This window comes from Kineosporia succinea, from assembly GCF_030811555.1.
GTDB lineage: Bacteria > Actinomycetota > Actinomycetes > Actinomycetales > Kineosporiaceae > Kineosporia > Kineosporia succinea.
This window is the reverse complement of sequence record NZ_JAUSQZ010000001.1, coordinates 2,809,165-2,835,677: the sequence shown is the minus strand read 5'-3', so window position 1 is coordinate 2,835,677 and position 26,513 is coordinate 2,809,165. Positions and strand designations below refer to the sequence as shown.

Here is a 26,513-nt window from a genome sequence, read left to right as displayed (position 1 = left end):
GTTAAACAATTTTCAGCAATGCACGCCGAACGCACTCTGCGGAACTGAATTCACACAGCCGGTTCCGGCAGGTGCCGGGCCCAGGCCGAGGCGATACCGGCCGTGCAGACCGCGGCCAGGACACACACGGTCAACAGCATCTGCGGATACGTGAACCACCGCGACAGCGCGGCCAGGATCAGCGGCAGCGTGAACCCCAGGTAGGTCAGGGCGTAGTAGACGCCGGTCAGCCCGGCGAGCTCGTCGGGCGCGGCGATGCGCTGCACCTCCAGCAGCCCCGACACCACCGCGATGCCGTAGGCACAGCCCAGGAGCACCCCGACCACGAAGACCAGCCAGACCACGGCCAGGTGCGCGGCCAGGGCGGCGGCCGCCATCCCCAGCGTCACCAGCACCATCGACACCACGCAGGCCCGGGCCGTGGACACGTCGTCGAGACGGCGGGCCACCGGCTGGATCAGCACGCCGGCCGCCAGCGTGGCCACGGTCAGCGCCGTCGACAGGATCAGCGCCCGGTCGCCGACCTGCTCGTCGACCATCTGCGGCATCACCACGTAGGCCACACCGACGGTGCCGAAGATCCACGGGCCGAGCGGCAGCACCACCCGCACGAAACGCCGGTGCCCGGCCTTCGGCACGCGAAGCCGCTGCCCCAGCGGGCGATTTCCCGGGTCGTCGGAACGGGTCTCCACCGCCGCGACCATGAGCAGCACCAGCGTGGGCACGGTCAGCACCGCGTGCACCAGGTACGGCAGTACCCGCTGCCAGGGCGCCCACTGGGCCAGGATCCCGGCCACGCCCGGCCCCAGCGCGAACCCGACGGTGAGGGTGAGCGACGCCCGGCGAGCCCCGGTTCCGGCCGTGACCGACGGATCGAACTCCGGCGTCGACAGCTCTTTCACCCAGCTCGTGCCCACCGACATGGCGATGCCGATCGCCAGCCCGGACACCAGCCGCCCGGCCGCCACCCAGCCCGCGCCGAGCGGACCCAGCGCGATGAGGAGACTGCCCGCCACGGAGGCGATTCCGCCGAGCAGCATCAGCGGACGACGCCCGTGCCGGTCGGACAGCGCCGAAGCCACGAGCAGCCCGGGGATCAGGCCGACCACGTAGGCCGCCAGCAACGCGTCGACGCCGACGGTGGAGTACCCGTGCGCCCGGTACATCACCACCAGCGGCGTGAACTCGTTGCCGCCCCAGCCGATCATGGCCATCAGCACGGCGACGACCAGCCAGGCCCGTTGCCGCGGAACCGTTCCGGGAGCCGCCCCGTTCGGCGGCCTCGAGGTGACCGTCACACCAACCACTGCCCGGCGGCGAGATGGGTGGCCGAAAGGTGCGCCCGGAGCGCGGATTCGTAACCCGCGACATCACGTTCGCGGATCCGGACCGCGAGCGCCTCGTGCTCGTCCGCGCAGATCCGCATGCGGCCCGGGTCGGGCGTGATCGCGCCGATGTTCATCCGGCGCTGCCGGTCGGCGAGCGTGGCGTAGAAGCGCTCGGCCAGCCGGTTGCCGGAGGCGCTGACGACGGCGGCGTGCAGCCCGACGTCGTGCTGGGCGAACCCGGCGATGTCCCCGGCCGCGGCCGCCTCGCGCTGCCGGGCGACCAGCTCGGCCATGGTGGCCATCAGCGCCGTGACGTCGTCGTTGCGGTTGCTCATCCGGCGCACGGCGGCGGTCTCGAGGGCGGCGCGGGTCTCCAGCACGTCCATCGCCTCGGTGACCGGGACGGCGGTGACCACGGCGCCACGCTTGGGGATGAGCTCGAGCAGGTCCTCGCCCTGCAACCGCACGAAGGCCTCGCGTACCGGCGTGCGGCTCACCGACATCCGCTGGGCCACATCGCCTTCCGAGATCAGACGGCCGGGCGGGACGTCACCGCTGAGGATGAGCTCCTTGGTCTCCTGGTACACGCGGTCGGCGGCTGAGAGCGTCACGTCCGGCAGGCTATCAGCCTTGCATCTAAGCTTAGATGCAAGGCGGTCATCCCACTCCGAGCTGCCTCAGCCCGGCGGTGGCCGCCGCGGCCGCGATCACCACCACCGGGAACGGCGCCCGGAGGGCGACCAGCACCACGGCCAGCCCCACGCCTCCCAGACGGGCCCACCCGGCGAACTCGCCGTCCTGCACCAGGGTGCTCGTGGCGATCAGGGCGGCGAGCAGAACGGTGGCCGCGTGCGTCGTCCAGGCCTGGACCGACTCGGAGAACTCGAAGCGGTCGGCCAGCAGCGGACCGGCGATGCGGAAGGCGAAAGTGCCCGCCGCCAGGACGAAGATGGCCAGGAGAGACACGTCAGCCCCGTACCCGGGACGGGCGCCGCACCAGCGCGACGAGCCCGACCAGCGAGGTCAGCACCGGCAGGCCGGCCGCCAGGAAGGGCGTGCTGAGCACCGCCACGGCACTGCCGACGGCCGCCGACAGGCGCACCCGGGTGCCGGTGAGCGAGGGCAGCACGATGGCGACCAGCACGGCCGGGAAGGCGGCGTCGAGCCCGAACGCGTCCGTGTCGCCGATGCGCGCACCGGCGACGGCTCCGACCGCCACCCCGAGGTTCCAGCAGACGAACAGCGACACCCCGCAGGCCCAGAAGACGTCACGGCGGCGCTCGGCGTCGGTCTCGGCGAGCGCCAGGGCCACGGTCTCGTCGGTGACGATGTGAGCGCCGAACGCCTGACGCAGCGGGCTGCCGCCCTTGATCACGTCGGCGACGCTGACGCTGAACGGCAGCAGGCGGGTGTTGAGCAGGAGCCCGGTGGCCACCGCGGCGGCCGCGGAGCCGCCGGCCAGCACCGTGCCGACCGCGGCGAACTGGGCCCCACCGGCGAAGACGACCAGCGAGAGGACGACCGGGATCCACCACTCGAGGCCGCCACCCACACAGATGGCCCCGAACGAGAGGGCGACCACCGCGTCCGCAATACACAGCAATGTGATGACCCGGGCTCGCTTCACATCAACTGTTCGCCATACTGAACGCATGTCCGTAAGGATGAACGTGGCCCCTACGTTCGTCAAACAGAACGAGTGATCGGTACAACGAACGCCCATGCTGACTGACGAGGACTCCCCGCTCGACCCCAAGGCCGTGCTGGCCGCCGCGCTGCGCAGCGAGCGCGAGCGCAGCGGCATGTCGCTGAGTGAGCTGGCCAAGCAGGCCCGGCTGGCCAAATCCACGCTGTCGCAACTGGAGTCGGGGTCAGGTAACCCGAACGTGGAGACGCTGTGGGCCCTGGCGACCGCGCTCGACCTGCCGGTGAGCCGGCTCGTCGACCCCCCGCGTCCCAAGGTCGGCGTGGTCCGCAACGGTGAGGGCACCCCGCTGCTGTCCGAGCAGGGCGACTATGCGGCTTATCTGATGTCACCGGGCCCCGCGGGCGTCACGCGGGACCTGTACCGGCTGAACGTGGGGCTCGGGCCGGGGCGGATCTCCGACCCGCACCAGGTGGGCACGATCGAGCACGTGATCATCGGGGCCGGACGGGCGCTGGTGGGACCGACGAGCAACCCGATGGAGCTCGGGCCGGGCGACTACATGGTCTACCCGGGCGACGTGGAGCACATGTTCCAGGCACTGACGCCGGGAGTGTTGGCCACGATGGTCAGCGAGAGCCGCTGAGCGGGGCAGACCCTAGGATCGGGCCATGAGCGACGATCCGTTCGACCTGGCACGCTTCGTGCGGGCGCAGGACTCCGGCGGCACCTACGGCGACGCGGTGGCGGAGCTGCGGGCCGGGGCGAAGACCAGCCACTGGATGTGGTTCGTGTTCCCGCAGATCGCCGGGCTGGGGCTGAGCGCCACCTCGGTGCGGTACGCGATCACCGGCCTGCCCGAGGCCCGCGCCTACCTGGCCCACCCGGTGCTGGGGCCGCGTCTGGAGGAGTGCGCGACGATCCTGCTGGGGCTGCCGGACACGAGCGCCGACGCCGTGCTGGGGCCGGTCGACGCGGCGAAACTGCGCTCCTCGATGACGCTCTTCGCCTACGCCGCCCCCGAGCGCGAGGTGTTCCGCGCCGTCCTGCGCGCCTGGTTCGGCGGGCAGGAAGACGACGCGACCACCTCGCGCCTGGGCGAACCTACGCCAGAGGGTGAAGAAGAAGACTGAGCACCGCGGCGACCAGCGCCGAGGCGGGCAGCGTCAGCACCCAGGCGGTGAGGATGTCACCGGCGACGCCCCAGCGCACGGCCGACCGGCGCTTGGTCGCCCCCACGCCCATGATCGCGGCGGTGATGGTGTGCGTGGTCGAGATCGGGGCGTGGAACGCGTACGCGGTGGTGTAGAGCACCGAGGACGCCACGGTCTCGGCCACGAAGCCGCGGGCCGGGTCCAGCTCGATGACCCCCCGGCCGAGGGTGCGCATGATGCGCCAGCCGCCGCTGGCCGTGCCCAGGCTGATCGCCAGGGCCGCGGAAAGCGTGACCCACAGCGGGATCCCGGCTCCGCGGGTGTGGTAGCCGCCGGCCACCAGGGCGAGAGTCATGACGCCCATGGTCTTCTGGGCGTCCTGCAGCCCGTGTCCGAGCGACATGGCGGCGGCGGACGCGATCTGGGCGGTACGGAAGCCGCGGGTCACCGGGGTGGGGCGGGCTTTGCGGAACAGCCAGAGCACGCCGACCATGGCGCCGAAGGCCAGGGCGAAACCGACGATGGGCGAGAGCACCATCGGGATGACGACCTTGTCGAGGATGACCGACCAGTGCACGGGTGACGAGACCACCACGGCCGCACCGGCCAGACCGCCGATCAGGGCGTGCGACGAGGACGACGGCAGCCCGAGCGCCCAGGTGATCATGTTCCAGGTGATCGCGCCGGCCAGCCCGGACAGCACGATGAGCAGGCCCTCGTGGCCGTTGGGCGGGCTGATGATGCCGCTGCCCACGGTCTCGGCGACACCGTGCCCCAGCAGGGCCCCGATGATGTTGAAGAACGCGGCCATCGCCAGGGCCTTGCGCGGGCTCAGGGCCCGGGTGGAGACCGCCGTGGCGATCGCGTTGGCGGCGTCGTGAAAACCGTTGGTGTAGTCGAAGACCAGCGCCACGGCCACGACCAGGACCACCAGGGTCAGGGTCAGGGACACCTTCTCAGGACTCCTTGACGGCGATCGTCTCGACGTGGTGCGAGACCGACTCGAAGGCGTCGGCGGCGTCTTCCAGGGCGTCGATCACCTCGCGCACCTTGAGCAGCTCGAGCGGTTCGTAGGCGCCCGAGTAGAGCTCGGCGAGCATGTCGCGCCAGACCTCGTCGCCGTCGTTCTCGAGCCGGTTGATCTCGACCCAGTACTCCTCGAGGCCCTTCATGGTGTGCAGCCGGGGCAGGGCCTCGGCGGTGACCTTGGCCTGCTCCTGCAGCACGCGCAGCTGGGTCTGGACGCCGTCGGGCAGCCGGGCCGGGTTGGCCAGCACCACCATGTCCGCGGCCGCCTCCATGTTGTCCATGCAGTCGTCGAGGGCGGATGCCAGCGAGTAGATGTCCTCGCGGTCGAAGGGTGTGACGAACGTGCTGTTCAGCTTGCGCATCGTGGCGTGCACGATGTCGTCGCAGGCGTGCTCGGCGTCGCGCATCTTCACCAGCAGGTCGGCCCGGTCGGCGTCTCCCGCGGTCATCACCGCGTGCAGCAGGTCGGCCCCCTCGACCAGGGCGTTACCCGCCTGGACGAGCAGGTCGATGATGGTCGTGTCTCTCGGCGTCAGTCTGAGCCGCATCCGTGCACCTCCGCTATCGGCGCCCGAGCGTAGCCACCGGTTCAACCTGATGACCACCTGGGGGACATCTCTTCCCGAGGTGCCGTTCACCTGCCGGTCGACCGGGCGCCCAACGGGCGCCCACCGGCGCCTGCCGCCCTGCCGCCCGACGCGTCCACCATCGGCCACCGGAGGTCAGCGGGACAGCAGATGCCCTCGCATCGCCTGGAGCACCGCGGCGGGCTGCTCGACGTTGGCCAGGTGCGCGGCGTGCGGGATGACCACCAGATCGGCCCCGGGGATGCCCTCGATCAGCTCCCGGGCCATGGCCGGCGGGGTGGCGGGATCGTCGGAGCCGGCGACCACCCGGGTCGGCACGCGCAGGGCGGGCAGCTCGGCCCGGGAGTCGAAGCCCGCCAGCGCCTCGCAGCAGCCGGCGTAGCCCTCCGGGTCGATCGTGGACAGCGCCTGGAGCAGCTCACGGCCGTGCGGCGGCACCGGCTCGTCGAGCACGAACCAGCGGTCACGGCTCAGCTCCGGCAGGAATCCCGTGCCCTCGGCCCGCACCCGGGCCGCGCGCTCGTGCCAGGGCCCGGGGCTGTCACCGAAGGTGGCCGAGGTGCACACCAGCACCAGGCCGCTCATCCGGGTGGGGTGATCGAGCGCGATCCGCTGCCCGATCGCCCCGCCCATCGAAAGGCCGCACCAGGCGAAGGTTTCGATGCCCAGCCGGTCGAGACCGGCGAGCACCTCGGCCGCCAGCCCGGCCACCGAGTAGGGCCCGGTCGGAGCAGGGGAGTCGCCGTGCCCGGGCAGGTCGTACCGCACCACGCGGAAGTTCTGCACCAGGCCGGGCAACTGTGGGTCCCAGAGGTGGTGCGAGGTACCGATCGACGAGCCGAGAACGAGGACGGGGGCCTGGGCATCGCCGTCCACCACGAAGTTGATCATTGCCACCCTGCTCGTCGGGACGGTCGGTCACCGCTCTCGCCCGGACACGATACGTGCCGATCCCGGTACAACGCGGGCGTTCAGATGCCCGTCATCAGACCGCCGTCCACCTGAAGGCTGACGCCGGTGACGTAGGAGGCGGCCGGGGACAACAGGAACACCGCGGCGGCGGCGAACTCGTCCGGGTCACCGTAACGCCCGGCCGGGATCTTCGTGCCCCACTGCTGACGGATGTCGTCGACGGCGATGCCCGTGCGCTGCGAGCGCCCCTCGTCGAGCTGGGCGACGCGGTCGGTGGCGATGCGGCCGGGGATCAGCTGGTTCACCCGGATCTCCGGGGCCCAGCTGCGGCTCAGCGACTTGGCCAGCGCGGCCACGCCGGAACGGAAGACGCTGGAGAGGATCAGGTCGTCGCTGGGCTCGCGGACCTGGCTGGAGGTGCAGAAGAGCACGCTGCTGCTGCCCTTGACCAGGTGTGGCTTCGCGGCCTTGACCAGGCGCACGGCCGGGCGCAGCAGCAGGTCGAAGCCGAGCTGCCAGTCGTCGTCGGCGGTCTCGTCGAAGCCCTTGGCGGGCGGGCCACCGGTGTTCACCACGACGCCGTTGAGGCCGTCGAAGCGGCCGGCCGCGTCCTGGACCCAGGCGTTCAGCGCGGCGCCGTCGGTGAGGTCGACGGGGCGGCCGGTCGCGGTGCCGTTCACGGCGCCCTCGTTCAGGGCGGTCACCGCGGCCTCGACGCGCTCGGCGGTGCGCCCGCAGATCGAGACGTCGTGACCGGCCAGCACGAGCTGACGGGCGATCGCGTGCCCGAGGCCGGACGTCGCCGCGGCCACCAGGTATCCAGACATGAGCTCTCCTAACGCGGCCGCGTCGGGCGGCGGTCGCAGTGTCGACCCGTGTCCTGACCGTACTTGACCTTCCCCCTGCCGGAAGGTTGATGGTGGGGGGATGGATCAGCGGGGGTCAGTGGTAGACCTGCGAGCCGTTCGGCGAGGGGTTCTGGCCGGGGTGGCGGTCGTGGTCACGGCTGCGCCCGGCCCGCGAGTCGCGGCTGCGGCGCGGTTCCGAGCCGTAGCGGGGCTCGGCCGGGTAGCCGGGCTCATCCTGGTAGCGCGAGCGGGGCTCGCCCGGGTACGGGGAGTCCTCGCCGTAGCGCGAGTCCTGGCCGTACGAGGTGTCTTGCGTGTACTGCGGGCTCGAGGTGTACTGCGGGCCGCTCGAATACTCACTGCCGTACGTCGGTTCGCTCGAGTAGGCCGGGTCGGGGGTGTACTGCGACCCGCTCGAATACTGCGGCCCGCTGCTGTATTTCGGCTCGCTCGGGTATTTCGGGTCGCTCGAGTAGGCGGGCCCGGTCGAGTAGGCGGGTTCGGCCGGGTAGGCCGGTTCGCTCGAGTAGGCAGGTTCGGCCGCGTATTTCGGCTCTGTCGAGTATTTCGGCTCGGCGGAGTATTTCGGCTCGGCCGCGTACTGGGGGTCGGTCGAGTACGTGGGGCCGGTCGCGTAGGCCGGGTCGGGCGTGTACTGGCCACCCGTCGAGTACTGCGAGCTGCCGGAGTACTGCGGCTCCGGGGTGTAGGCGGGTTCGTACGACTGCCCGTATCCGGGGGTACCGGTCGAAGGGCTCACCGACGCGACGATCGCCTGCGAGGCCGTGGCCCCCAGGGCACGGGGAGCCTCGTAGACCGGTTCGGGGCGGGCCGACGGCGCGTCGTCGGGATAGTCGGCCAGGGCCAGCGCGGCCATGGCCAGCCCGGCGGCGCAGGGGTCGATCACCGGCACGCCGAGCTCGTCGGCCAGCGGGCCGCGCAGGTGCGCCAGCCCCACGCAGCCGAAGATCAGGGCCTCGGCGCCGCGGGTCTCCACCAGTTCGCGGCCGGCCTTCAGCACGGCGTTGGCGGCGTCGCGCGAATTGAGGTCGTTCTCGGCGCGCCCGATCGCCAGGTCGGCCACGACCCGGCCGCTCACGCCCAGTTTGGCCCAGTAGAGCTCGTGCCGGAACGAGGCCAGGGGCACGGTACTGATCACGCCGAGCCGGCGACTGTGGGCCATCGCCGAGGTGAGGGCAGCCTCGGCGATGCCGATCACCGGCACCGGGGCGGCGGCGCGCAGCTCGTCGAGACCCGCGTCCTGGAAGGAGGCCAGCACGTAGGCGTCGGCGCGGTTCTGCCCGGCGGTGCTGAGCAGGGGGCTGATGGCCGCGCGGGCGTCGTCGTCCGTCTCGATCACTCTCGGGCCGCCGTAGGAGGTGACGGCCGTCGCGGTGACGCCCCAGCGCCGGGCGACCTGGTCGAGAGACTCCTGGATCGATGCGGTGATCTCCGCCGAGCTGGTCGGGTTGATGACGACGACATGTGGCATACGGAAATCCGTTTCCTGACTCGGTACGGACGCGCCTCCTGCGCCCGGCTCACACACGGTACGGCGTTACACGGGCAAAGCGCGCAAAAGTCTCAGCGCGCTCTCAAGCCACCAGGTGCACGTATCGGTCGTACCAGGCCGGGCGCTCCCTCCGAAAGGGCGCTCACCGCCGATCGGCCGCCCGGAGCACGAATTCACAGTCCACGCCCACCCCCGGGTTGCCCCTGGCCGGAGAAGCGCTCTAGATCCGCAGTTCGTTATGAAACGGGCCGGATGCCCAGCACAACGGAAGACGGAGCGTTACCAGAAGCCCAGCGTCGGCGCCCGGGACGGCTTCACCCAGCCCGCGATGGAGGTTGCTCGCGGGTGGCCGACGGGGCTGGCAGAGGGTGCGGCGAGCAGGCCGGGCGAAGCCGACGAGGAGACATTGCCAGGGGCTGACGGGGGCTGCTCGGGCTGCTCGAGGGCTGCTCGAGGGCTGCTCGGGCTGACGGGGGCTGCTCGAGGGCTGCTCGGGGGGGCCACTCCGGGGGCCACTGGGGGGCACGCTCGGGGAGGCCGCTCGGGGAGGCCGATACCGGGCCAGCGCCTCAGGCACGGCACCTTGGGGAGGCACCTCCAGGGACGGCGCCTCCGGGCGACCACACCCCGGGCGACCACACCTCCAAGCGACCACACCCCCAAACGAAGACACTTCGGCCAGCCCACCCCCGAGGCGACGGCACCTCACCCAGCACACCCCCGAGGCGACCACACCTCACCCAGCACACCCCCAAGGCCACGACACCTCACCCAGCACACCGGCCAGAGCACCTCAGGGAGGGCCGGCGACCAGAGCACCTCCCCCAGAGCTGGCGGCCCACCGGCCCTCCCCAGCCCCAGCCCCAGCCCCAGCCCCAGCCCCAGCCCCAGCCCCAGCCCCAGCCCCAGCCCGGAGGATCAGCCCCCGCCCGGAGGATCAGGCCCCCGGCGTCAGGGGAGGTAAGGCTTCGCCGGCAGGAACTCGGTGGTGTAGACGGAGTCCATCTCCGGGACCTCCTTGATCTGCCCGGCCTTCTGCAGCATCTCGGCGGTGGGCTTCCAGGAGGCATCGTTCATGAAGAGGTAGCCGCGCTTCTTCTGCGAACCGCCGACCCAGTACCCGGCGAGCGCCTTCAGTTCGCGGGCGGTGATCTCGGGGTCGAGGTCGGGGTAGGTCTCAGCCATCAGCTTCACGGCGTCGGGCTGGTTCTGCGCGGCCCACTGCATGCCCCGCGCATAGACGTCCACGAACGACTTCACCGCGGCCGGGTTCTTCTCGGCGAACTCCGTGTTCACGTCGATGACCTGGCCGACCACGCCCTCGTCGCGGGAGTACCAGATCTGCACGGGCTTGCGGCCGAACTTCTTCTCGGCCTCGATCGGGGCCCGGGTGAGGAACTCGGGGAAGCAGTCGACCACCCCCTGGAAGAGCAGGGGCAGGCCGGCCTTCTGCGAGACCTCGGTGATCTGACCGTTCAGGCCCTTGGCGTTGCGCCACGCCTGCCACACCACGTCGTCGGCGTCGGTACTGGTGGTGGCGAGCTTCTTGCCCAGCAGGGTCTTCGGGTCGTCGGCCGTGACGGTCGAGTCCGGGTTGCAGATCAGGCCCTTCAGCGCGATCGGCTGCACCACCCCGACCGCCTTCACCGGCACCCCCTGCGCCTGGTTGATCAGGAGCTCCACACCACCGCCGACGGTGATGTCGTGGTGCCCCTCCCCCACCGACTGCAGCTGGTTGATCTGGCCGCCGGGCGTGGTGACGACGTCGAGTCCGGCGTCGTCGAACCAGCCCTCGGCCAGGCCCTTGAGAAGGGGGAGATCGGCGGACGTGGGGGTCCAGTCGAAGATCCACCGCACCTTGGTCACCCCGCTCGGGTCGGCGGCGGCGACGGTCTCGTCGTCACCACCTCCGCAGGCCGCCAGAGCGGCGAGCACACTCGCGGTGACCGTGAGGGCGACGGTCCGGCGGACGAGGACGGTCCTTGTCATGTCCGTTCTTCTCCAGCGTTTTCCATGGCGGGCGGGCGGCGCGAGCGCCTGACAATAGCGGAGGATTCGCCCACGTTGTCAGCAGAGGGTTGCGATCCGACAACTTTCCGTCAAGTGTCGGATTTCGGGCCACGCCCACCACGGAACCGAGCGCAACCGCGCGCACCCGCGCGCGATCCGGGGAGGCGACCGCCGCGTCCATCATCTGAACGCACCATCTGCCTTCAAGATCCGAATCACGGCATCGCGCAGCGTGTTACACGCCGGACACGAATCACGTGACCGGATTCATGTTGCCAGGCCGGGTGCGGCCGAGGTTAGGCTGACCTAACCATGACTGAAGAGACCACATCCCCCCGTCCGCTGCGTATCGGGGTGATCGGCGCGGGCCCCGCTGGCATCTATGCCGCAGACATCCTGACCAAGTCCGAGGTCCCGGTCGAGATCGACGTCCTCGAGCGGCTTCCCGCTCCGTACGGTCTGGTCCGCTACGGCGTGGCCCCCGACCACCCGCGCATCAAGGAGATCATCAAGGCCCTGCGCCGGGTGCTCGACCACGACAACATCCGCTTCATCGGCAACGTCAACTACGGCACCGACCTCACCCTCGATGACCTGCGCGCCCACTACGACGCGGTCATCTTCGCGACCGGCGCCATCGCCGACCGCGACCTCGACATCCCGGGCGTCGACCTCGACGGCAGCTACGGCGCCGCCGACTTCGTCTCCTGGTACGACGGTCACCCCGACGTCCCCCGCACCTGGCCGCTGACAGCCAAGAGCGTGGCCGTGCTCGGCGCCGGCAACGTGGCGCTCGACGTCGCCCGCGTGCTGTCGAAGACCGCCGACGAAATGCTCGTCACCGAGATCCCGCCGAACGTGTTCGAAGGCCTGGCGCAGAATCAGGCCACCGACGTGCACGTGTTCGCGCGCCGCGGCCCGGTGCAGGTCAAGTTCTCCCCGCTGGAGCTGCGCGAGCTGGCCCACTCCCCCAACGTCGACGTGCTCGTGCACCCCGAGGGTTTCGAGTTCGACGAGGCCAGCATGCGTCTCGCCACCGAGGACCGGCACGTCAAGCAGGTCATGAAGACCCTGAACGCCTGGGTCGGCAAGGACGCGACGGGCAAGATCCACCGTCTGCACCTGCACTTCCTGGAGGCGCCGGTGGAGATCACCGGCGACGACGGCAAGGTCACCGGCCTGCGCACCGAGCACATGGAGCTCACCGGCGACGGAAACGTCCGCGGCACAGGCCAGTTCACCGACTGGCCGGTGCAGGCCGTGTACCGCGCCGTCGGCTACCGCAGTTCCTCGCTGCCGGGCATCCCGTTCGACAACGACCGTCACGTCATCAGCAACGACGGCGGCCGGGTGCTCGACGAGAACGGCACCCAGGTCGAGGGCGTCTACTGCACCGGCTGGATCAAGCGCGGCCCGGTCGGCCTGATCGGCCACACCAAGAGCGACGCCAGCGAGACCGTGCAGCACATTCTCAAGGAGGTCTCACCCGACGCCCCGGCCCCGCAGGGCGTGGACATCCTGGCCCACCTGGAGCTGCACGGCGTCGACTACACCACCTGGGACGGCTGGAGCCTCCTGGACGCGCACGAGGTCGGCCTCGGTGAGGCCGAGAGCCGCGAGCGCGTCAAGGTGGTCGAGCGCGAGGACATGGTCCGGATCAGCAAGGTGCTGACCGACTGAGACCCGCTCTCCCCGAGCGAGAAGGGCCCCGGCGGGTTGGCGCCGGGGCTCTTCTTCTGTTCGAGGGCATCTCAACGGTGGACGACGCGGTCACCGACGCCGCAGCCGAACCTTGGTGAGGGGTCAGCCGAGCAGTGAGAACGCCTTGTCGTAGTTCTCGTCCGCCTCGTAGGTGAGAGCGCCCACCACCGCGCCGTTCTCGTCGTGGTACCAGACGGTGAACGCGTCACCGGCCCCGGCCTCGAACCGGGCCTGGGCGTAACCGTCGCCCCAGGCGGCGTACTTCAGCCAGCGGTCGCCGATCTGGCTCCAGAACCCGGGCGGGTCGGACCATTCCGCGTCGTCGACCCCGGCCGCCGTGCGCCCGGCGATCTTGCCCATGGTCTCGGCGTCGAACCAGTGCTCGACCGAGAGTGCGCGCCCGGCAGCGGTGTTGAAGGCGTGCACCACGTCACCCGCGGCCAGCACCCCGTCGGCCGAGGTACGCATGTGCGCGTCGACCACGACGCGGCCCTCGTGCAGGCTCAGCCCGGCCTCGGCGGCCAGCTGGGAGGCGGGCTGCACACCGACCGCGGTGAGCACCACGTCGGCCGTGACGTCGTCACCGTCCCGCAGCCGCACGGTGCCGCCCTCGATCGCGGTGACGGTGGCACCGGTGATCAGGCGCACGCCGTCGGCCTCCAGCCAGCCGGCGATGCGCGCACCGGCCTCGGCGCCGAGCCGTTTCTCCTGCGGTGCGTCCTCATTGGTGATCTGGACGACCTCGAGCCCGAGCCGGCGCAGTGACGACGCGGCCTCACAGCCGATGAAGCCGGAACCGATCACGGCGACGGTGCGGGCGGAACCCACCGCTTCGCGCAGCCGTTTCGAGTCCGCCAGCGTGCGCAGGCGCAGCACCGAGGCGTCATCGCCGCCGGGCACGGGCAACGGCAGAGGGTTCGCACCGGTCGCGAGAACCAGTGTCCGATAGGTGAATCCGGCCCCTTCACGGGTGCCGACGTGGCGCGCGGCCACGTCCACGGCCGTCACCCGGTCGCGGGCCCAGGTGACCTCGAGGCGGGACAGCTCACCGTCTTCGAGCAGGCCCAGGTCGTCTTCGGAGGCGTCGCCCCGCAGGAAGTCCTTCGACAGGGGTGGACGGTCGTAGGGCGAGTCCGGATCCGCCGAGACCAGCATGACCCGGCCCTTGCCGCCCTCCTCCCGGTAGGCACGCACGGCCGACAGCCCCGCGGGGCCACCGCCGATCACGAGAAGGTCCACCACCTCGTCAGTCATGCCGCCATCCTCGCGCGCATCTCAGCCTGCGCAACCGACCGCCCGGCGCCAGTCTCGAGGGAGTGACTTCGAGGTAAGGAGCAACCACGTGTCTGTCAACGGCAAGAAGATCGCCTTCCTGGTCGCGGACGAGGGAGTCGAGCAGGTCGAGCTGACCGACCCCTGGGAGGCGGTGAAGAAGGACGGCGGGCAACCGGTCCTGATCGTGGGCAGCGACAGCAAGACGGTGCAGGGCTTCAATCACCTGGACAAGGGCGACACCTTCGACGCGGACCTGCCGGTGAGCCAGGCGGACGCCGCGGACTACGACGGCCTGGTGCTCCCGGGCGGTGTGGCCAATCCGGACGCCCTGCGCACGAACCGGGAGGCCGTCGCCTTCGTGAAGTCCTTCGTGGACGCCGGTAAGCCGGTCGCGGCCATCTGCCACGCCCCCTGGACGCTCGTGGAGGCCGACGCCGTGCGCGGCCGCACCGTCACGTCGTGGCCGAGCCTGCAGACCGACCTGCGCAACGCCGGAGCCGAGTGGGTGGACCAGGAGGTCGTGGTCGACCTGAAGGGTCCCGGGCCGCTGATCACCAGCCGCAACCCGGACGACCTGCCGGCCTTCTCGAAGGCCCTGGGCAGCGCCTTCTGACGGCCGGCCAGGAGGGTGGTCGCGGTTGGCGCCGTGACCACCCCGATGCCGGAGGTAACCCCCGAAAGCCGCAGAACGGGCGTCCGTTCACCCTCCGGAGCCGAAACTACCGAAAGTAACTTCAAAAATCTTTCCGTTCCGGCCGCCACCGACCGCAAGGCCGTCTTCACGAAGAGTGTTCCGCGCACGCCGATCTGACCCGATTGGCCCGAAACCACGCAGTGATCACGGGACTACGTAAAGAGAAGGTCATCGCAGTCGAAAATCGCTGCAATGGAGCGTGTTAGCGTCCGATCATGCTTGAGCTGCGGCCTAACTGCGAATCGTGTGACCGAGACCTCCCGGCGGACTCTCCCGATGCCTGGATCTGCTCCTTCGAGTGCACCCGGTGCACCGACTGCGCGGCCTCCCTCCCTGACAATGCGTGTTCGACCGACGGTGGCAACCTCGTGAGCCGCCCGATCCGCACCCCGGAGAAGCTCGCCGAGTTCCCGGCGTCCACCGAGCGCGTCGGCAGTGGCGAACTGCAGAAGGCCAGCTGACGACGAAGATCCGCTCAAGCACTCCCGAACCCCTCACCGACGCGGCATACTGATCCTCGCCGCTCAGTGAGGAGGGACGGGTGCCCGCCGATCGTGTCCTGCCGACCGCCGAGGCGGCCGACCTCGTCACCCTGACCCGGCAGATCGCCCAGCGCGAGCTCGCCCCGCTGGTCACGCAGCACGAGGCCGACGAGACCTTTCCCCGTGAGACCTTCCGTCTCCTGGGCCGGGCCGGCCTGCTGGGCCTCCCCTACCCGGAGGAGCACGGCGGCGGCGACCAGCCCTACGAGGTCTACCTCCAGGTGCTGGAGGAGATCGCGGGCGTCTGGGCCGGTGTCGGCGTGGGCGTCAGCGTGCACGCCCTGTCGTGCTTCGCCCTGGCCGAGTTCGGCACACCGGAACAGCGGGCCACCTGGCTGCCGCACCAGCTCAGCGGCGAGTTGCTGGGCGCCTACTGCCTTTCCGAGCCGCACGCCGGTTCCGACCCGGCGGCGATGCGCACCCGCGCCGTCAGGGACCAGGGCGACTACGTCCTCAACGGCGTCAAGGCCTGGACCACCCACGGCGGCCAGGCCGACTTCTACACCGTGATGGCCCGCACCTCCGACGACCGGAACGGCATCTCCTGCTTCCTGGTGCCCGCGGAAACGCCTGGCCTGGAGTCGGATCCGCCCGAGCGCAAGATGGGGCTCACCGCCTCGCACACCACGTCGATGCGGTTCACCGACGTGCGCGTCCCGGCCGAACAGCGCCTGGGCGACGAGGGCCAGGGCCTGAAAATCGCCCTGAAGGGCCTGGACTCGGGTCGTCTCGGCATCGCGGCGGTCGCCACCGGGCTGGCCCAGGCCGCCCTCGACGCCGCCGTCGACTACGCCCGCGAGCGCGAGGCCTTCGGGAGGCCGGTGATCGAGCATCAGGGGCTGAGCTTCCTGCTGGCCGACATGGCGGCGGCGGTGGAGGTCTCGCGACAGACCTACCTGGCCGCGGCCCGGCGCCGAGACCTCGGCCTGCCGTTCTCCAAGCAGGCCGCGATCGCCAAGCTGGTGGCCACCGACAACGCCATGCGGGTCACCACCGACGCCGTGCAGGTGCTGGGCGGCGTCGGCTACACCCGCGACTTCCCGCTGGAGCGCTTCATGCGCGAGGCGAAGGTGATGCAGATCTTCGAGGGCACCAACCAGATCCAGCGGATGGTGATCGGGCGGGCCCTCGCCGATCCGAAAGACGGCAGGGGCACGATCCGAACAGCGAAAGGATCCTGATGCAGATCACCGACACCGCGGCGATCGTCACGGGCGCGGCGTCCGGACTGGGGCACGCCACGGCCACGGCGCTGGCCGCGGCCGGGGCCACGGTCTTCGGCCTCGATCTGGGCACCAGCCTGGAGAAGGCGCCGGAGGTCGAGGGCGTGCGGTACCTGGAGGTCGACGTGACCGATCCGGATGCCGTCGAGGCCGCGGTGACCACCGCGTCCACCATCGGCATCCCCCTGCGCACGGTGGTCAACTGCGCCGGAATCGGCTCGGCGGCGCGCATTCTGGGCAAGAAGGGCCGGCACGACATCGGGCTCTACACCAAGGTGGTGCAGGTCAACCTGATCGGCACGTTCACGGTGCTGACCTACGCGGCCGAGCGGATCGCGCAGACCGAGCCCGACGAGACCGGGGCGCGGGGCGTCATCATCAACACCGCGTCGGTGGCGGCGTTCGAGGGGCAGGTCGGGCAGGCGGCCTACTCGTCGTCGAAGGGTGGCGTGGTCGGGCTCTGTCTGCCCGCGGCGCGTGACCTGGCCCAGTACGGCATCCGGGTGAACACGATCGCGCCGGGCACGGTCGAGACGCCGATGCTGGCGGGCGTCACGGAGGAGTACCTGGAAGGGCTGGCGGCGGCCGTGCCGTTCCCGCGGCGCCTGGCCCGGCCCGACGAGTACGCCAAGCTCGCGCTGATGCTCGTCGACCACGACTACATCAACGGCGAAACCGTGCGCATGGATGGCGCGATCCGGATGCCTCCGCGCTGAACCGTCTTCGAGAACGGGGGACGCGCCGGTCGGCGACCGTCGTACGGTCGCCGACCGGCGCGTCCGCCATCGGAAACTAAAGACTGACCGCGAGCAACGCCTCGGCGTCGTCGGGAGCCTGAACGCCCGGCCGCAGCGACGCGGTGACGGCCACGTCGGCCGGCACCGCCAGCGGCTCGAAGCCCGCCGCCCGGATCGGGCCGGCCGGCACCCCCTGCTCGAGGCACATCACCGGCATCCCGGTCTCGTCGACCGCGGGCAACGCGGCCTCGAGCAATGCGCCGAGCACCTCGTCGTCGCCCCGGAGGTGCAGCGGCATGAGCAGCCAGTGCATCGTGGGGGCGCCGATGGCCTCGGCCAGCTCGGCCAGGTCGGTGCTGTCGCGCAGCCCCGGAGCGAGCCCGAGCTCCAGCTTGAGGGCGCCCTCGAGGTCTCCGGCGCCGGTGGGCACCATCGGCGGCAGCAGCACCACCGCGGCGCGCACCCGGCCGCCCTCGTCGGCGACCCAGAACTCGCCGTGCTCGAGCCCGACGTGCGTGAGCATCAGCCGGGTGGCCGAGGTGAGGTCGTCGTCGGAGACCCCGCCCGGCAGCGGCCAGTCGGCCAGCTCCGGCGAGCGCAGCATGCGCGAGACGGCGGGGATGTCGATCAGGCGGGCACGGCGCACGATCCAGGCCGCACGTGACTCCTTCATGTCTGTGTAACTACTGGTGCCTTCATCAGAGTTCCGCACTCGATTCCTGTTCACCATGTGTACGTCCGTCCGTTCCGTTCACCCGGCCGGCCGGATGGGGAAGGTGACCGGCTCTGGGCACGGGCGGGAACGCTACCCAAGACCGCGCCGACGCGCCCGGGCCACGCCGGGCGGGTCGCGGGAATGACAGCACCCCCTAAGTAGTTGCTCAAGCAACGATCTATTCGAGAGGATGTCGCCAGAACCGGTGACATCCAGCTGAGCAGGGAGTTCGTGATGCAGTTCGGAGTTTTCACGGTCGGCGACGTGACGCCGGACCCGACGACGGGCGTCGAGCCGACCGAACGCGAGCGGATCAAGGCGATGGTGAGCATCGCCCAGAAGGCCGAGGAGGTGGGCCTGGACGTCTTCGCGACGGGTGAGCACCACAACCCGCCCTTCGTGCCCTCGTCCCCCACGACCCTGCTCGGTTACATCGCGGCGACGACCGAGAAGATCATCCTCTCCACGTCGACCACGCTGATCACCACGAACGACCCGGTGAAGATCGCCGAGGACTACGCGATGCTTCAGCAGCTCGCGGACGGCCGTGTCGACCTGGTGATGGGCCGCGGCAACACCGGCCCGGTCTACCCCTGGTTCGGTCAGGACATCCGCAACGGCATCGACCTGGCGCTCGAGAACTACGCGTTGCTGCGCCGGCTGTGGACGGAAGACGTGGTGGACTGGGAGGGCAAGTTCCGCACGCCGCTCAAGGGCTTCACCGCGACGCCGCGCCCGCTCGACGGCATCCCGCCGTTCGTGTGGCACGGCTCGATCCGCAGCCCCGAGATCGCCGAGCAGGCGGCCTACTACGGCGACGGATTCCTGCACAACCACATCTTCTGGCCGGCCGAGCACACCGCCCGGATGGTGAAGTTCTACCGCCAGCGCTTCTCGCACTACGGCCACGGCACGCCTGAGCAGGCGATCGTCGGTCTGGGCGGTCAGTTCTTCATGCGCAAGAAGTCGCAGGACGCGGTCAAGGAGTTCCGCCCGTACTTCGACAACGCGCCGGTCTACGGGCACGGGCCCTCGCTGGAGGACTTCAGCCAGCACACGCCGCTCACGGTCGGGAGCCCGCAGCAGGTCATCGACCGCACGCTGAGCTTCCGCGAGTACGTGGGCGACTACCAGCGTCAGCTGTTCCTCATCGACCATGCGGGCCTGCCGCTGAAGACGGTGCTGGAGCAGCTCGACCAGCTCGGCGAGATCCTGCCGACGCTGCGTGCGGAGTTCGCCTCGCGCCGGGCGCCGGGTACGCCCGACGCGCCGACGCACGCGGCGCGGCTGGCTGCTTCTGTGGCTTCTGGCCAGAACACCATTGAGGACGCGTCTGAGCTCGCGTCCGTCTCTTCAGGGGAGTGACGTCATGACCTCGGTCGTGGTGATCAGCGCGGGTCTGAGTCAGCCGTCGTCCACGCGGTTGCTCGCGGACAAGCTTTCTCAGGCCGTGACCGGTGCGGATGTCACCGTGGTGGAGCTGCGTGACCTCGCGCAGGACATCACGAACCATCTGCTGACCGGTTTTCCTTCTCCGGCACTGGGTTCCGTGCTTGCTCAGGTGGTGGCCGCGGACGGCCTGATCGCCGTCACGCCCATCTTCAGCGCCTCATACAGCGGGTTGTTCAAGTCGTTCTTCGACCTGCTCGACCCCGGGGTGCTCGAGGGCAAGCCGGTGCTGATCGCCGCGACCGGGGGTTCGGCCCGGCACTCGCTGGCACTGGAACACGCGGTGCGGCCGCTGTTCAGCTACCTGAAGGCGGTCGTCGTGCCCACCGCGGTCTACGCGGCGAGCGAGGACTGGGCGTCGTCCGGCGACAGTGAGCTGGCCGGGCGAGTGCGGCGGGCCGGTGCGCAGCTGACGGCCCTGATGGCCGGGGTTTCCGCGGCGCCGAAGGCCAAGGACCCGTTCGAGGACTTCGTGCCGTTCGCGGAGATGCTCAAGAAGTAGTTCCGCGGCGGGGGCCCCTGACCGGGCCCCCGCTGACGGCTCAGCCGAAATAGTGCCCCTGCTCGAGGTCTTCGAGCAGCCCCGGGTGGGCCGGGTCCCAGCCGAGCAGGGCCCGGGTCTCGTCGTTCGGCATCCGGAAGTCGATGCGCACGAACGGGAACCCGGCGAAGTGCTCGGCGACCTGCTCGTCCGGGATGCTCCGGACCGGGATGCCGAGCTTGCGGCCGATCACCTCGGCGATGTCCTTCAGCGACACCCCGGCCTCGGTGGCCGCGTACAGCTGCGCACCGGCCGGGGCCTTCTCCAGCGCCAGCCGGAACAGCGTGGCCACGTCACGGGTGTGGGCGGCGGGCCAGGTGTTGGTGCCGCCTCCCGGGTAACCGGAAACCCCCGTCCGCCGAGCGATCTGGATCATCAGCGGGATGAACCCGTGCCGGTCGAGGTCGCTGTGGGTGACCGGCGGAACGGCGAAGGTGGCCGCCCGCACGCCCTTCCCCGCGTAGTCGACGATCAGCCGGGTGACCTGCGAGCGCGGGTTGGCGTCGATCGTGGCGTTGTACGCCGCGTCACCGGTGCGCTGCATCCCGATGCCGAACAAGGCTTTTCCGGTGCCGACGAGTGCGTCGCCCAGGGCCGAGACGTGCGCCAGGTCCTTGGCCACGGCCCCGGCGAAGTCGCCGCTCATCATGAGCTCGTTGCTGAACCCCAGGTGGATCACGGCATCCGCGGCCCGGGAGCCCTCACCCAGGACGTCGAGATCGTCGAGCGACCCGCGGCGCACGTCGGCGCCGAGCTCCCGCACCTTCTTCTCGGAGGCGTCGGAACGGGCCAGGCCGGTGACCTCGTGCCCGGCGGCGACCAGTTCGGGCACGACGCAGGATCCGATGTGACCACTGGCGCCGGTGACGAATACGCGCATGACAGCTCCTCATTGATGTGACTGAGTAACATCAAGCTAGCACTCTTCATGTGACTCGGTCACATCACTTAGGCTGAGGGGCATGGCTCGATGGGAACCCGGCACCCGGGTACGACTGGTGGACGCGGCGGTGGAACTGTTCGCCCGGGACGGCTACGAGGCGACGACGGTGGCCCAGATCGCCGCGCTCGCCGGCGTCTCCAAGATGACCTTCTTCCGGCACTTCACCGACAAGCGCGAGGTGCTGTTCGCCGGGCAGGCCCAGTTCGAGCTGGAGATGCGCGAAACCGTGGTGGGGGCGGAGGGGTCGGCGTTCGAGGCGGTGTGCTCGGCGGTGCTGGCGGTGGCCTCGACGTTCCCGGAGGAACGCCGGGAGCCCAGTGCCCGGCTGGAGGCGGTGGTCCGCTCGCACGCGGATCTGCTGGAGCGGTCGGCCTTCAAGCAGGCCGCGCTGACCCAGGCCCTGGAGGAGGGGCTGCTCGAGCGGGGGGTGGCGCCGGCCACGGCGGGGCTGGCCGCTGATCTGGGGGGACGCGCACTTCACGAGGGGTTCGCGCGGTGGCAACGGGGGGACGCAGGTTCGCTGACGGAACTGACGCGGTCGGCTCTGGACGAGCTGCGGGAGGCGGCGGGGCGGCTCTAGGGGGTGCTCGCGAGGCAGGGCTTCCTCGCGAGGCGGGGCTTCTCGCGAGGCGGGGCTTCTCGCGCGGCAGGGCTTCTCGCGCGGCAGGGCTTCTCGCGCGGCAGGGCTTCTCGCGAGGCCAGGGCTTCTCGCGCGGCAGGGCTTCTCGCGCGGCAGGGCTTCTCGCGCGGCAGGGCTTCTCGCGAGGCCAGGATCCTCGCACGTCCAGAGGCTCACTCCCGAGGCAGGGCTCCTCACGAGGCAGGGCTCCTCACGAGGCCAGAGGCTCACTCCCGAGAATCGCGCTGCTTTCGATTATCGATAATCGAAAGCAGCGCGATTCCTTTCCCGGTCCTCAGCCGCCTGCCCCTGGCCGGGGATCCTCGCGGGGGCCTGTGCCTCGAGCAGCGCCGGCAGCACGCCCGACGTTCGCGCGGGCGGGACCGTCGCCATCGAGGAGGCCGGTCACGGGAGCCGGTCACGGGAGCCGGTCACGGAGGCCGGTCACGGAGGCCGGTCACGGAGGCCGGTCACGGAGGCCGGTCACGGAGGCCGCCGCCTTGGTTCAGGTGGGCCAACTTCGCTCGATCGGCGAACCGGCCCTAGTTTGCCCGGGTGACCGTCACGCGTTCCCTGTTGCTGTTCGTGCTCGCCGCCGTCGCCGAGATCGGCGGTGCCTGGCTGGTCTGGCAGGGGCTGCGCGAGAACAAGGGCGTGCTCTGGGTCGGCGCCGGGGTGGTGGCGCTGGGGCTCTACGGGGCCGTGGCCACGCTGCAACCCGATGCCGAGTTCGGCCGCATCCTGGCGGCCTACGGAGGCATCTTCATCGTCGGATCACTGGCGTGGGGCGCCCTGCTCGACGGTTACCGCCCCGACCGGTTCGACCTGATCGGTGCCGCGATCTGCCTGGCCGGCGTCTCGGTGATCATGTACGCGCCGCGGTCATAGGTTCCTCGGTCTTCTCACCGGTCTCCTCACGGGCGAGGAAGGCCACCCCGGTCAGCACCGTGACCAGGCCGACCAGTTCGAGGGTGAGCAGAGCCGGGTTCGAGCTGGGGGCCTCGCTGAAGACCAGCACGCCGAAGGTGACGGCGATGACCGGGTTGACCACGTTCAGCACCGGCAGCGAGTGCGACAGCGGCGCCCGGTTGTAGGCGTACTGGTTGCTCAGGAACCCGGCCGCGCCCAGGCCCGCCAGCGCGTAGATCGGCCAGGTGGTGAGAGCCTCCCAGACGCTGCCCGACGAGGTCACCACCTTGATCATCGAGGCGATCATCCCGAAGATCAGGCCGCCCGCGACGCCCATCAGCAGGCCGGCCCGGGCGGTGGGCACCTTGGTCGCGAGCCACCAGGTGGCCGCCGCCGCGACCCCGGCGATCGCGACGAAGACCAGGGCGGAGCGGGTGCTGAAGTCGGCCGAGCTCTCGCTGCTGTGTGCCCCGACCAGGAAGACCGCGATCCCGGCCGCCACCACACTGACCCAGATCATGACCCGGGGCTGGGGCCAGCGGCGGTCGAGCACGGCCCGGAACACGAAGGCGAAGACCAGGCCGGTGACCACGATCGGCTGCACCACGGCCAGCGACCCGAGGGCCAGGGCGACCGAGTGCAGGCCCAGACCGCCGAGACTGGCGGCGATCCCGGCGAGCCATTTGGGCTGAGTGGCGAGATGCCTCAGCAGCAGCACCAGACCACGCAGACCGCCCGGCCCCTCGGGCGCGCGCGAAGCGCTGTGGTGCATCAGGGCGGTCGATGCGCCGAAGGCGATGGCGTCGAGGAAGGCGACCAGGATGGCCGGAGCGTTCACTCGTCCTAATCTAAGGCCTGGCCTCGGTGATCGGGCCGGAGGGACCGGGCCGGGGCCCCACCTTGCTGGTCCAGTCGAGCGTCAGCTGCACGGCGTAGGTCCAGTTCCGGAACTCCGACTCCCGCCGCTCGGGCGCCATGTCGGGCAGCCACTCCGCGGCCAGGTGCCAGTTGCGGCGCAGCCCCTCCAGGTCGGACCAGTAGCCCACGGCCAGACCGGCCGCGTACCCGGCGCCCAGCGAGACCGTCTCCGCCACCATCGGGCGCACCACCGGCACGTCGAGCACGTCGGCGACGAACTGCATCAGCAGGTTGTCGGAGGTCATCCCGCCGTCGACCTTGAGCGCGCGCAGGGCCAGCGAGGAGTCGGCGTTCATCGCGTCGAGCACCTCGCGGGTCTGCCAGCCGGTCGACTCCAGCACCGCCCGGGCCAGGTGCCCCTTGGTGATGTAGCTGGTCAGGCCCGCGATGACGCCCCGGGCCTCGGGCCGCCAGTGCGGAGCGAACAGACCGTAGAACGCGGGGACGATGTAGCAGCCGCCGTTGTCGTCGACCGTTCGCGCCAGGGTCTCGATCTCGGCCGCGCTGGTGATCAGGCCGAGGTTGTCGCGGAACCACTGCACCAGCGAGCCGGTGATCGCGATCGAGCCCTCCAGCGCGTAGTGCGCCGGCTCGCCCGCCACCTGGTAGGCCACGGTGGTGAGCAGCCCGTGGGTGGACGCGACCAGCTCGGTGCCGGTGTTCAGCAACAGGAAACTGCCCGTGCCGTAGGTGCATTTGGCCTCACCGGCACTGAAGCAGGTCTGCCCGAAGAGGGCGGCCTGCTGGTCCCCCAGCGCGGCGGCGATCGGCACGTTCTCGAGCGGTCCGTGCCCGGTGCCGTAGATCTCCAGCGAACCGCGGATCTCCGGCAGGATCGCGGCCGGGACCCCGAAGAACTCCAGCAGGTGCGGATCCCACTGCAGGGTGCGGATGTTCATCAGCAGGGTGCGGCTGGCGTTGGTCACGTCGGTGACGTGCACACCACCGGTGAGGTTCCAGATCAGCCACGACTCCATCGTGCCGAACAGCACCTCGCCGCGCTCGGCCCGTTCGCGCAGGCCGGGCGTCTCGTCGAGCATCCAGCGCAGTTTCGGGGCACTGAAGTACGAGGACAGCGGCAGGCCGCTGAGCTGCGGGATCTGCTGTGCGCCAGGCCGGTGGGCGAGCTCCTCGACCATCGCGTCGGTGCGGGTGTCCTGCCAGACGATGGCCCGCCGCACCGGGTTACCGGTGTCCCGCTCCCAGATCACAATCGTCTCGCGCTGATTGGCGATACCGACCGCGGCGATGTCGGCGGCGGTGGCCCCGACGTCGTCCAGGACCCGCTTCACCACCTTCTCCACGTTGCGCCAGATCTCGGCCGGATCATGTTCCAGCCAGCCCGGTTTCGGGAAGAACTGGTGGTGCTCACGCTGCGACACGGCGACCAGCTGGCCACTGTGGTCGAACAGGATCGACCGGGTGCTCGTCGTGCCCTGGTCGATCGCCATCACGAAACGGGGCTTCACGCCTGTGTCCTCGGGGTCGTCAGTTCGCGGCCGATGGCCCGGGCGCACTCCTGCACCAGGGCGAGAAGGCGGGGCCGGGGCACACCGGTGGGGTCGAGGAGCCGGTCGACCCCACCGTGGATGCCGATCGCCCCCACCACCAGTCCACCCAGCCCGGTCAGCGGGGCCGCCAGCCCCGCCACGTCCATCTGGTGCTCACCCCGCTCCACCGCCCAGCCCTGACGCCGGATCTTGTTCAGCTCGGCCGTCAGCCCGGAGCGGGTGATCTGGGTACGCCCGGTGTAGAAGGTGAGCCGGGCGTCGGTCAGGCTCTGCACCGCCGGCGGGTGGAAGGCCAGCAGCACCTTGCCCAGCGCGGTGGCGTGGCCCGGCAGCAGCGCGCCCAGATCGGCCTTCTGCGCCGAGTGGTCGGGCCGGAAGACGTAGTGCACGACCCGCGCGTCACCGCTGTCGGGCACCACCACCCGAACGGCCTCACCCGACCGGGCGGCCAGCGGATCGGCCCAGTTCAGGCTCCGGGCCCGCAGTTCGTTGGGATCGACGAGCTCACTGCCCGGCGCGATCAGCCCGGCGCCGAGCAGGTAACGCCCGGAAGCCCGGTCCTGGTGCACGAATCCGACATCGACCAGCGTGCGCAGGATCCCGTGGGCCGTGCCCCGGGGGAGCTGAACGGATGAAGAGATCTCGGTCAGGCGCAGAGGGTTCGGGGCCGCGGCGAGCAGACGCAGGATCGCGGCGGCACGCTCGATGGACTGGATCGAGCCCGGCATCCGGCCAAGGTAGACCGGTCACCGGATGTTCGACAATGTCGACAGGAGGGCGTTGTTGCCATGGCCGGCCTTTTCCTAGCGTCGAAGGACCCCGAAACATCGGGGCAACATTCATCAGATCGAGGGTGACGCCATGCCAAAGACGGCAAGCGCAACGGGTCGCACGACCGAACCACCTCTTCCCTCGCCCCGCCCTTGGGTCCCCACCCTGGCCGGCGAGCTGGCGGCCGAGTTCTTCGGCACGTTCATCCTGATCCTCTTCGGTGTCGGCGTGGTGGCCCAGGTGGTCGCCGGCGGCATCGGTGACCACGACAGCATCACCTGGGCCTGGGGCTTCGGCGTCATGCTGGGCATCTTCGCGGCGGGCCGGATCAGCGGCGCGCACCTGAACCCGGCCGTGACGGTCGCACTGGCGGCCTTCCAGGGCTTCGCCTGGAAGAAGGTCCTGCCCTACTCCCTGGCCCAGACCGCCGGCGCCTTCGTCGCCGCGCTGATCGTGCGCTGGAACTACACCGACCTGATCGCCGTGGTCGACCCCGGTCACACGATCAAGACCCAGGGGATCTTCTCGACGCTCCCGGGCAACGGCACCCTGCCGATCGGCCAGGGCGGCGCCCTGCGCGACCAGATCATCGGCACCGCGATCCTGGTCTTCCTGGTCTTCGCGATCACCGACACCCGTAACTCCCCGCCGCTGGCCAACCTGACCCCGCTGTTCGTGGGCCTCCTGGTCGTCGCGATCGGCATGGCGTGGGGCACGCTCGACGGCTACGCGATCAACCCGGCCCGTGACTTCGGCCCGCGTCTGGCCTCGTTCGTCACCGGTTACGGCGGAGCCTTCAAGGACCAGAACGGCGACATCTTCTTCTGGGTCCCGATCGTCGGCCCGATCATCGGCGGTCTCGTCGGTGGCGGCCTGTACAAGTACGGCCTGCAGCGGTTCCTCCCCCCGAACACCCCGGTCGAAGCAAAGGAGCTTTAA

General features: G+C 70.4%; 28 protein-coding genes. 12 read left to right on the top strand and 16 right to left on the bottom strand.

Features of this window, described 5'->3' with window-relative positions:
- Window positions 1–50: 50 nt before the first annotated feature.
- The 4 genes from J2S57_RS12395 to J2S57_RS12380 are packed head-to-tail and all read right to left on the bottom strand — an operon-like array spanning window position 51 to window position 2,982.
- Window positions 51–1,298, bottom strand: coding sequence for an MFS transporter (locus J2S57_RS12395; protein ID WP_307241833.1), 1,248 nt, complete (start codon window positions 1,296–1,298; stop codon window positions 51–53).
- A complete protein-coding gene (locus tag J2S57_RS12390; RefSeq protein ID WP_307241831.1) occupies window positions 1,295–1,939 on the bottom strand; it encodes a GntR family transcriptional regulator in 645 nt (214 codons plus the stop codon). Before J2S57_RS12390 ends, J2S57_RS12395 begins: the two co-directional genes overlap by 4 nt.
- A 46-nt stretch (window positions 1,940–1,985) precedes the next feature.
- On the bottom strand, window positions 1,986–2,294 hold the full coding sequence (locus tag J2S57_RS12385; RefSeq protein ID WP_307241829.1) for an AzlD domain-containing protein: 309 nt from the start codon (window positions 2,292–2,294) through the stop codon (window positions 1,986–1,988).
- A gap of 1 nt (window position 2,295) precedes the next feature.
- Window positions 2,296–2,982 (bottom strand): AzlC family ABC transporter permease, encoded by a 687-nt coding sequence (locus J2S57_RS12380; RefSeq protein WP_307241827.1) that lies wholly within the window; start codon window positions 2,980–2,982, stop codon window positions 2,296–2,298.
- A 67-nt stretch (window positions 2,983–3,049) separates the two neighbouring features.
- Here J2S57_RS12380 and J2S57_RS12375 point away from each other — a divergent pair, with 67 nt between their 5' ends.
- Entirely contained in the window at window positions 3,050–3,619 is a 570-nt protein-coding gene (locus J2S57_RS12375) for a helix-turn-helix domain-containing protein (protein WP_307241825.1), read from the top strand.
- A gap of 25 nt (window positions 3,620–3,644) precedes the next feature.
- Window positions 3,645–4,106: a DUF1810 domain-containing protein gene (locus tag J2S57_RS12370; RefSeq protein ID WP_307241822.1), complete on the top strand. Its 462-nt coding sequence runs from the start codon at window positions 3,645–3,647 to the stop codon at window positions 4,104–4,106.
- On the opposite strand, the gene J2S57_RS12365 is transcribed toward J2S57_RS12370, so the two are convergent.
- From J2S57_RS12365 to J2S57_RS12340, 6 genes are all read right to left on the bottom strand, one after another.
- Window positions 4,078–5,073 carry an inorganic phosphate transporter gene (locus J2S57_RS12365; RefSeq protein ID WP_370882630.1) on the bottom strand — a complete coding sequence of 332 codons (996 nt, stop codon included), beginning with the start codon at window positions 5,071–5,073 and terminating at the stop codon, window positions 4,078–4,080. The two genes, J2S57_RS12370 and J2S57_RS12365, sit on opposite strands and share 29 nt — an antisense overlap.
- 10 nt (window positions 5,074–5,083) lie before the next feature.
- Window positions 5,084–5,704, bottom strand: coding sequence for a DUF47 domain-containing protein (locus J2S57_RS12360; RefSeq protein ID WP_307241817.1), 621 nt, complete (start codon window positions 5,702–5,704; stop codon window positions 5,084–5,086).
- A gap of 174 nt (window positions 5,705–5,878) precedes the next feature.
- Window positions 5,879–6,634 (bottom strand): 3-oxoadipate enol-lactonase, encoded by a 756-nt coding sequence (pcaD, locus tag J2S57_RS12355; RefSeq protein WP_307241815.1) that lies wholly within the window; start codon window positions 6,632–6,634, stop codon window positions 5,879–5,881.
- Window positions 6,635–6,714: 80 nt separating this feature from the next.
- Window positions 6,715–7,482: an SDR family oxidoreductase gene (locus tag J2S57_RS12350; RefSeq protein ID WP_307241813.1), complete on the bottom strand. Its 768-nt coding sequence runs from the start codon at window positions 7,480–7,482 to the stop codon at window positions 6,715–6,717.
- A gap of 115 nt (window positions 7,483–7,597) precedes the next feature.
- Window positions 7,598–8,995, bottom strand: a complete 1,398-nt coding sequence (locus J2S57_RS12345; protein WP_307241811.1) for an aspartate/glutamate racemase family protein — start codon at window positions 8,993–8,995, stop codon at window positions 7,598–7,600.
- A gap of 972 nt (window positions 8,996–9,967) precedes the next feature.
- Window positions 9,968–11,005, bottom strand: coding sequence for an ABC transporter substrate-binding protein (locus J2S57_RS12340; RefSeq protein WP_307241809.1), 1,038 nt, complete (start codon window positions 11,003–11,005; stop codon window positions 9,968–9,970).
- A gap of 333 nt (window positions 11,006–11,338) precedes the next feature.
- Between J2S57_RS12340 and J2S57_RS12335 the strand changes: the two genes are divergently transcribed.
- Window positions 11,339–12,706: an FAD-dependent oxidoreductase gene (locus J2S57_RS12335; protein WP_307241807.1), complete on the top strand. Its 1,368-nt coding sequence runs from the start codon at window positions 11,339–11,341 to the stop codon at window positions 12,704–12,706.
- Window positions 12,707–12,829: 123 nt separating this feature from the next.
- On the opposite strand, the gene J2S57_RS12330 is transcribed toward J2S57_RS12335, so the two are convergent.
- Window positions 12,830–13,981, bottom strand: coding sequence for an NAD(P)/FAD-dependent oxidoreductase (locus J2S57_RS12330; protein WP_307241805.1), 1,152 nt, complete (start codon window positions 13,979–13,981; stop codon window positions 12,830–12,832).
- 88 nt (window positions 13,982–14,069) lie between these two features.
- Here J2S57_RS12330 and J2S57_RS12325 point away from each other — a divergent pair, with 88 nt between their 5' ends.
- The 4 genes from J2S57_RS12325 (at window position 14,070) to J2S57_RS12310 (ending at window position 17,177) form a co-directional block, all read left to right on the top strand.
- Window positions 14,070–14,615, top strand: a complete 546-nt coding sequence (locus tag J2S57_RS12325) for a type 1 glutamine amidotransferase domain-containing protein (protein ID WP_307241802.1) — start codon at window positions 14,070–14,072, stop codon at window positions 14,613–14,615.
- 296 nt (window positions 14,616–14,911) lie between these two features.
- A complete protein-coding gene (locus tag J2S57_RS12320) occupies window positions 14,912–15,157 on the top strand; it encodes a DUF1272 domain-containing protein (protein WP_307241800.1) in 246 nt (81 codons plus the stop codon).
- Window positions 15,158–15,237: 80 nt separating this feature from the next.
- Window positions 15,238–16,419 (top strand): acyl-CoA dehydrogenase family protein, encoded by a 1,182-nt coding sequence (locus J2S57_RS12315; RefSeq protein ID WP_307241798.1) that lies wholly within the window; start codon window positions 15,238–15,240, stop codon window positions 16,417–16,419.
- Window positions 16,419–17,177 carry an SDR family oxidoreductase gene (locus J2S57_RS12310; RefSeq protein ID WP_307241796.1) on the top strand — a complete coding sequence of 253 codons (759 nt, stop codon included), beginning with the start codon at window positions 16,419–16,421 and terminating at the stop codon, window positions 17,175–17,177. Before J2S57_RS12315 ends, J2S57_RS12310 begins: the two co-directional genes overlap by 1 nt.
- 76 nt (window positions 17,178–17,253) lie before the next feature.
- Here the strand turns inward: J2S57_RS12310 and J2S57_RS12305 are convergent, their stop codons facing one another.
- Window positions 17,254–17,871, bottom strand: coding sequence for a hypothetical protein (locus J2S57_RS12305; protein WP_307241794.1), 618 nt, complete (start codon window positions 17,869–17,871; stop codon window positions 17,254–17,256).
- A 276-nt stretch (window positions 17,872–18,147) separates the two neighbouring features.
- Between J2S57_RS12305 and J2S57_RS12300 the strand changes: the two genes are divergently transcribed.
- Window positions 18,148–19,278, top strand: coding sequence for an LLM class flavin-dependent oxidoreductase (locus J2S57_RS12300; protein ID WP_307241792.1), 1,131 nt, complete (start codon window positions 18,148–18,150; stop codon window positions 19,276–19,278).
- 4 nt (window positions 19,279–19,282) lie between these two features.
- Window positions 19,283–19,864 carry an FMN reductase gene (locus tag J2S57_RS12295; protein WP_307241790.1) on the top strand — a complete coding sequence of 194 codons (582 nt, stop codon included), beginning with the start codon at window positions 19,283–19,285 and terminating at the stop codon, window positions 19,862–19,864.
- A gap of 40 nt (window positions 19,865–19,904) precedes the next feature.
- On the opposite strand, the gene J2S57_RS12290 is transcribed toward J2S57_RS12295, so the two are convergent.
- The gene (locus J2S57_RS12290; RefSeq protein WP_307241788.1) at window positions 19,905–20,783 is read right to left on the bottom strand and encodes an SDR family oxidoreductase; all 879 of its coding nucleotides are present in this window, start codon (window positions 20,781–20,783) and stop codon (window positions 19,905–19,907) included.
- An 82-nt stretch (window positions 20,784–20,865) separates the two neighbouring features.
- On the opposite strand from J2S57_RS12290, the gene J2S57_RS12285 reads away from it, so the two are divergent.
- Both J2S57_RS12285 and J2S57_RS12280 read left to right on the top strand, forming a co-directional pair.
- Window positions 20,866–21,426: a TetR/AcrR family transcriptional regulator gene (locus J2S57_RS12285; RefSeq protein WP_307241785.1), complete on the top strand. Its 561-nt coding sequence runs from the start codon at window positions 20,866–20,868 to the stop codon at window positions 21,424–21,426.
- 594 nt (window positions 21,427–22,020) lie between these two features.
- Window positions 22,021–22,353 (top strand): YnfA family protein, encoded by a 333-nt coding sequence (locus J2S57_RS12280; RefSeq protein ID WP_307241783.1) that lies wholly within the window; start codon window positions 22,021–22,023, stop codon window positions 22,351–22,353.
- Here J2S57_RS12280 and J2S57_RS12275 read toward each other — a convergent pair.
- From J2S57_RS12275 to J2S57_RS12265, 3 genes are read right to left on the bottom strand one after another with little or no spacing between them, the layout of a single operon-like run.
- A complete protein-coding gene (locus J2S57_RS12275; RefSeq protein ID WP_307241781.1) occupies window positions 22,331–23,212 on the bottom strand; it encodes a DMT family transporter in 882 nt (293 codons plus the stop codon). The two genes, J2S57_RS12280 and J2S57_RS12275, sit on opposite strands and share 23 nt — an antisense overlap.
- Before the next feature lie 10 nt (window positions 23,213–23,222).
- A complete protein-coding gene (glpK, locus tag J2S57_RS12270; protein WP_307241779.1) occupies window positions 23,223–24,761 on the bottom strand; it encodes a glycerol kinase GlpK in 1,539 nt (512 codons plus the stop codon).
- Complete coding sequence (locus J2S57_RS12265; RefSeq protein ID WP_307241777.1) at window positions 24,758–25,531, bottom strand: IclR family transcriptional regulator; 774 nt, start codon at window positions 25,529–25,531, stop codon at window positions 24,758–24,760. Before J2S57_RS12265 ends, glpK begins: the two co-directional genes overlap by 4 nt.
- Before the next feature lie 133 nt (window positions 25,532–25,664).
- Here J2S57_RS12265 and J2S57_RS12260 point away from each other — a divergent pair, with 133 nt between their 5' ends.
- Window positions 25,665–26,513, top strand: coding sequence for an MIP/aquaporin family protein (locus J2S57_RS12260; RefSeq protein WP_307241775.1), 849 nt, complete (start codon window positions 25,665–25,667; stop codon window positions 26,511–26,513).

Excerpts from the sequence above, each read along its gene's own strand:
- J2S57_RS12360 (WP_307241817.1), bottom strand. The coding sequence starts at position 5,704 with ATGCGGCTCAGACTGACGCCGAGAGACACGACCATCATCGACCTGCTC.
- J2S57_RS12310 (WP_307241796.1), top strand. The coding sequence starts at position 16,419 with ATGCAGATCACCGACACCGCGGCGATCGTCACGGGCGCGGCGTCCGGA.
- J2S57_RS12380 (WP_307241827.1), bottom strand. The coding sequence starts at position 2,982 with ATGCGTTCAGTATGGCGAACAGTTGATGTGAAGCGAGCCCGGGTCATC.
- J2S57_RS12265 (WP_307241777.1), bottom strand. The coding sequence starts at position 25,531 with ATGCCGGGCTCGATCCAGTCCATCGAGCGTGCCGCCGCGATCCTGCGT.
- J2S57_RS12295 (WP_307241790.1), top strand. The coding sequence starts at position 19,283 with ATGACCTCGGTCGTGGTGATCAGCGCGGGTCTGAGTCAGCCGTCGTCC.
- J2S57_RS12370 (WP_307241822.1), top strand. The coding sequence starts at position 3,645 with ATGAGCGACGATCCGTTCGACCTGGCACGCTTCGTGCGGGCGCAGGAC.
- J2S57_RS12290 (WP_307241788.1), bottom strand. The coding sequence starts at position 20,783 with ATGCGCGTATTCGTCACCGGCGCCAGTGGTCACATCGGATCCTGCGTC.
- J2S57_RS12305 (WP_307241794.1), bottom strand. The coding sequence starts at position 17,871 with ATGAAGGAGTCACGTGCGGCCTGGATCGTGCGCCGTGCCCGCCTGATC.
- J2S57_RS12350 (WP_307241813.1), bottom strand. The coding sequence starts at position 7,482 with ATGTCTGGATACCTGGTGGCCGCGGCGACGTCCGGCCTCGGGCACGCG.
- J2S57_RS12260 (WP_307241775.1), top strand. The coding sequence starts at position 25,665 with ATGCCAAAGACGGCAAGCGCAACGGGTCGCACGACCGAACCACCTCTT.
- J2S57_RS12320 (WP_307241800.1), top strand. The coding sequence starts at position 14,912 with ATGCTTGAGCTGCGGCCTAACTGCGAATCGTGTGACCGAGACCTCCCG.
- J2S57_RS12300 (WP_307241792.1), top strand. The coding sequence starts at position 18,148 with ATGCAGTTCGGAGTTTTCACGGTCGGCGACGTGACGCCGGACCCGACG.
- J2S57_RS12375 (WP_307241825.1), top strand. The coding sequence starts at position 3,050 with ATGCTGACTGACGAGGACTCCCCGCTCGACCCCAAGGCCGTGCTGGCC.
- J2S57_RS12285 (WP_307241785.1), top strand. The coding sequence starts at position 20,866 with ATGGCTCGATGGGAACCCGGCACCCGGGTACGACTGGTGGACGCGGCG.
- J2S57_RS12330 (WP_307241805.1), bottom strand. The coding sequence starts at position 13,981 with ATGACTGACGAGGTGGTGGACCTTCTCGTGATCGGCGGTGGCCCCGCG.
- J2S57_RS12335 (WP_307241807.1), top strand. The coding sequence starts at position 11,339 with ATGACTGAAGAGACCACATCCCCCCGTCCGCTGCGTATCGGGGTGATC.
- J2S57_RS12345 (WP_307241811.1), bottom strand. The coding sequence starts at position 8,995 with ATGCCACATGTCGTCGTCATCAACCCGACCAGCTCGGCGGAGATCACC.
- J2S57_RS12340 (WP_307241809.1), bottom strand. The coding sequence starts at position 11,005 with ATGACAAGGACCGTCCTCGTCCGCCGGACCGTCGCCCTCACGGTCACC.
- pcaD (WP_307241815.1), bottom strand. The coding sequence starts at position 6,634 with ATGATCAACTTCGTGGTGGACGGCGATGCCCAGGCCCCCGTCCTCGTT.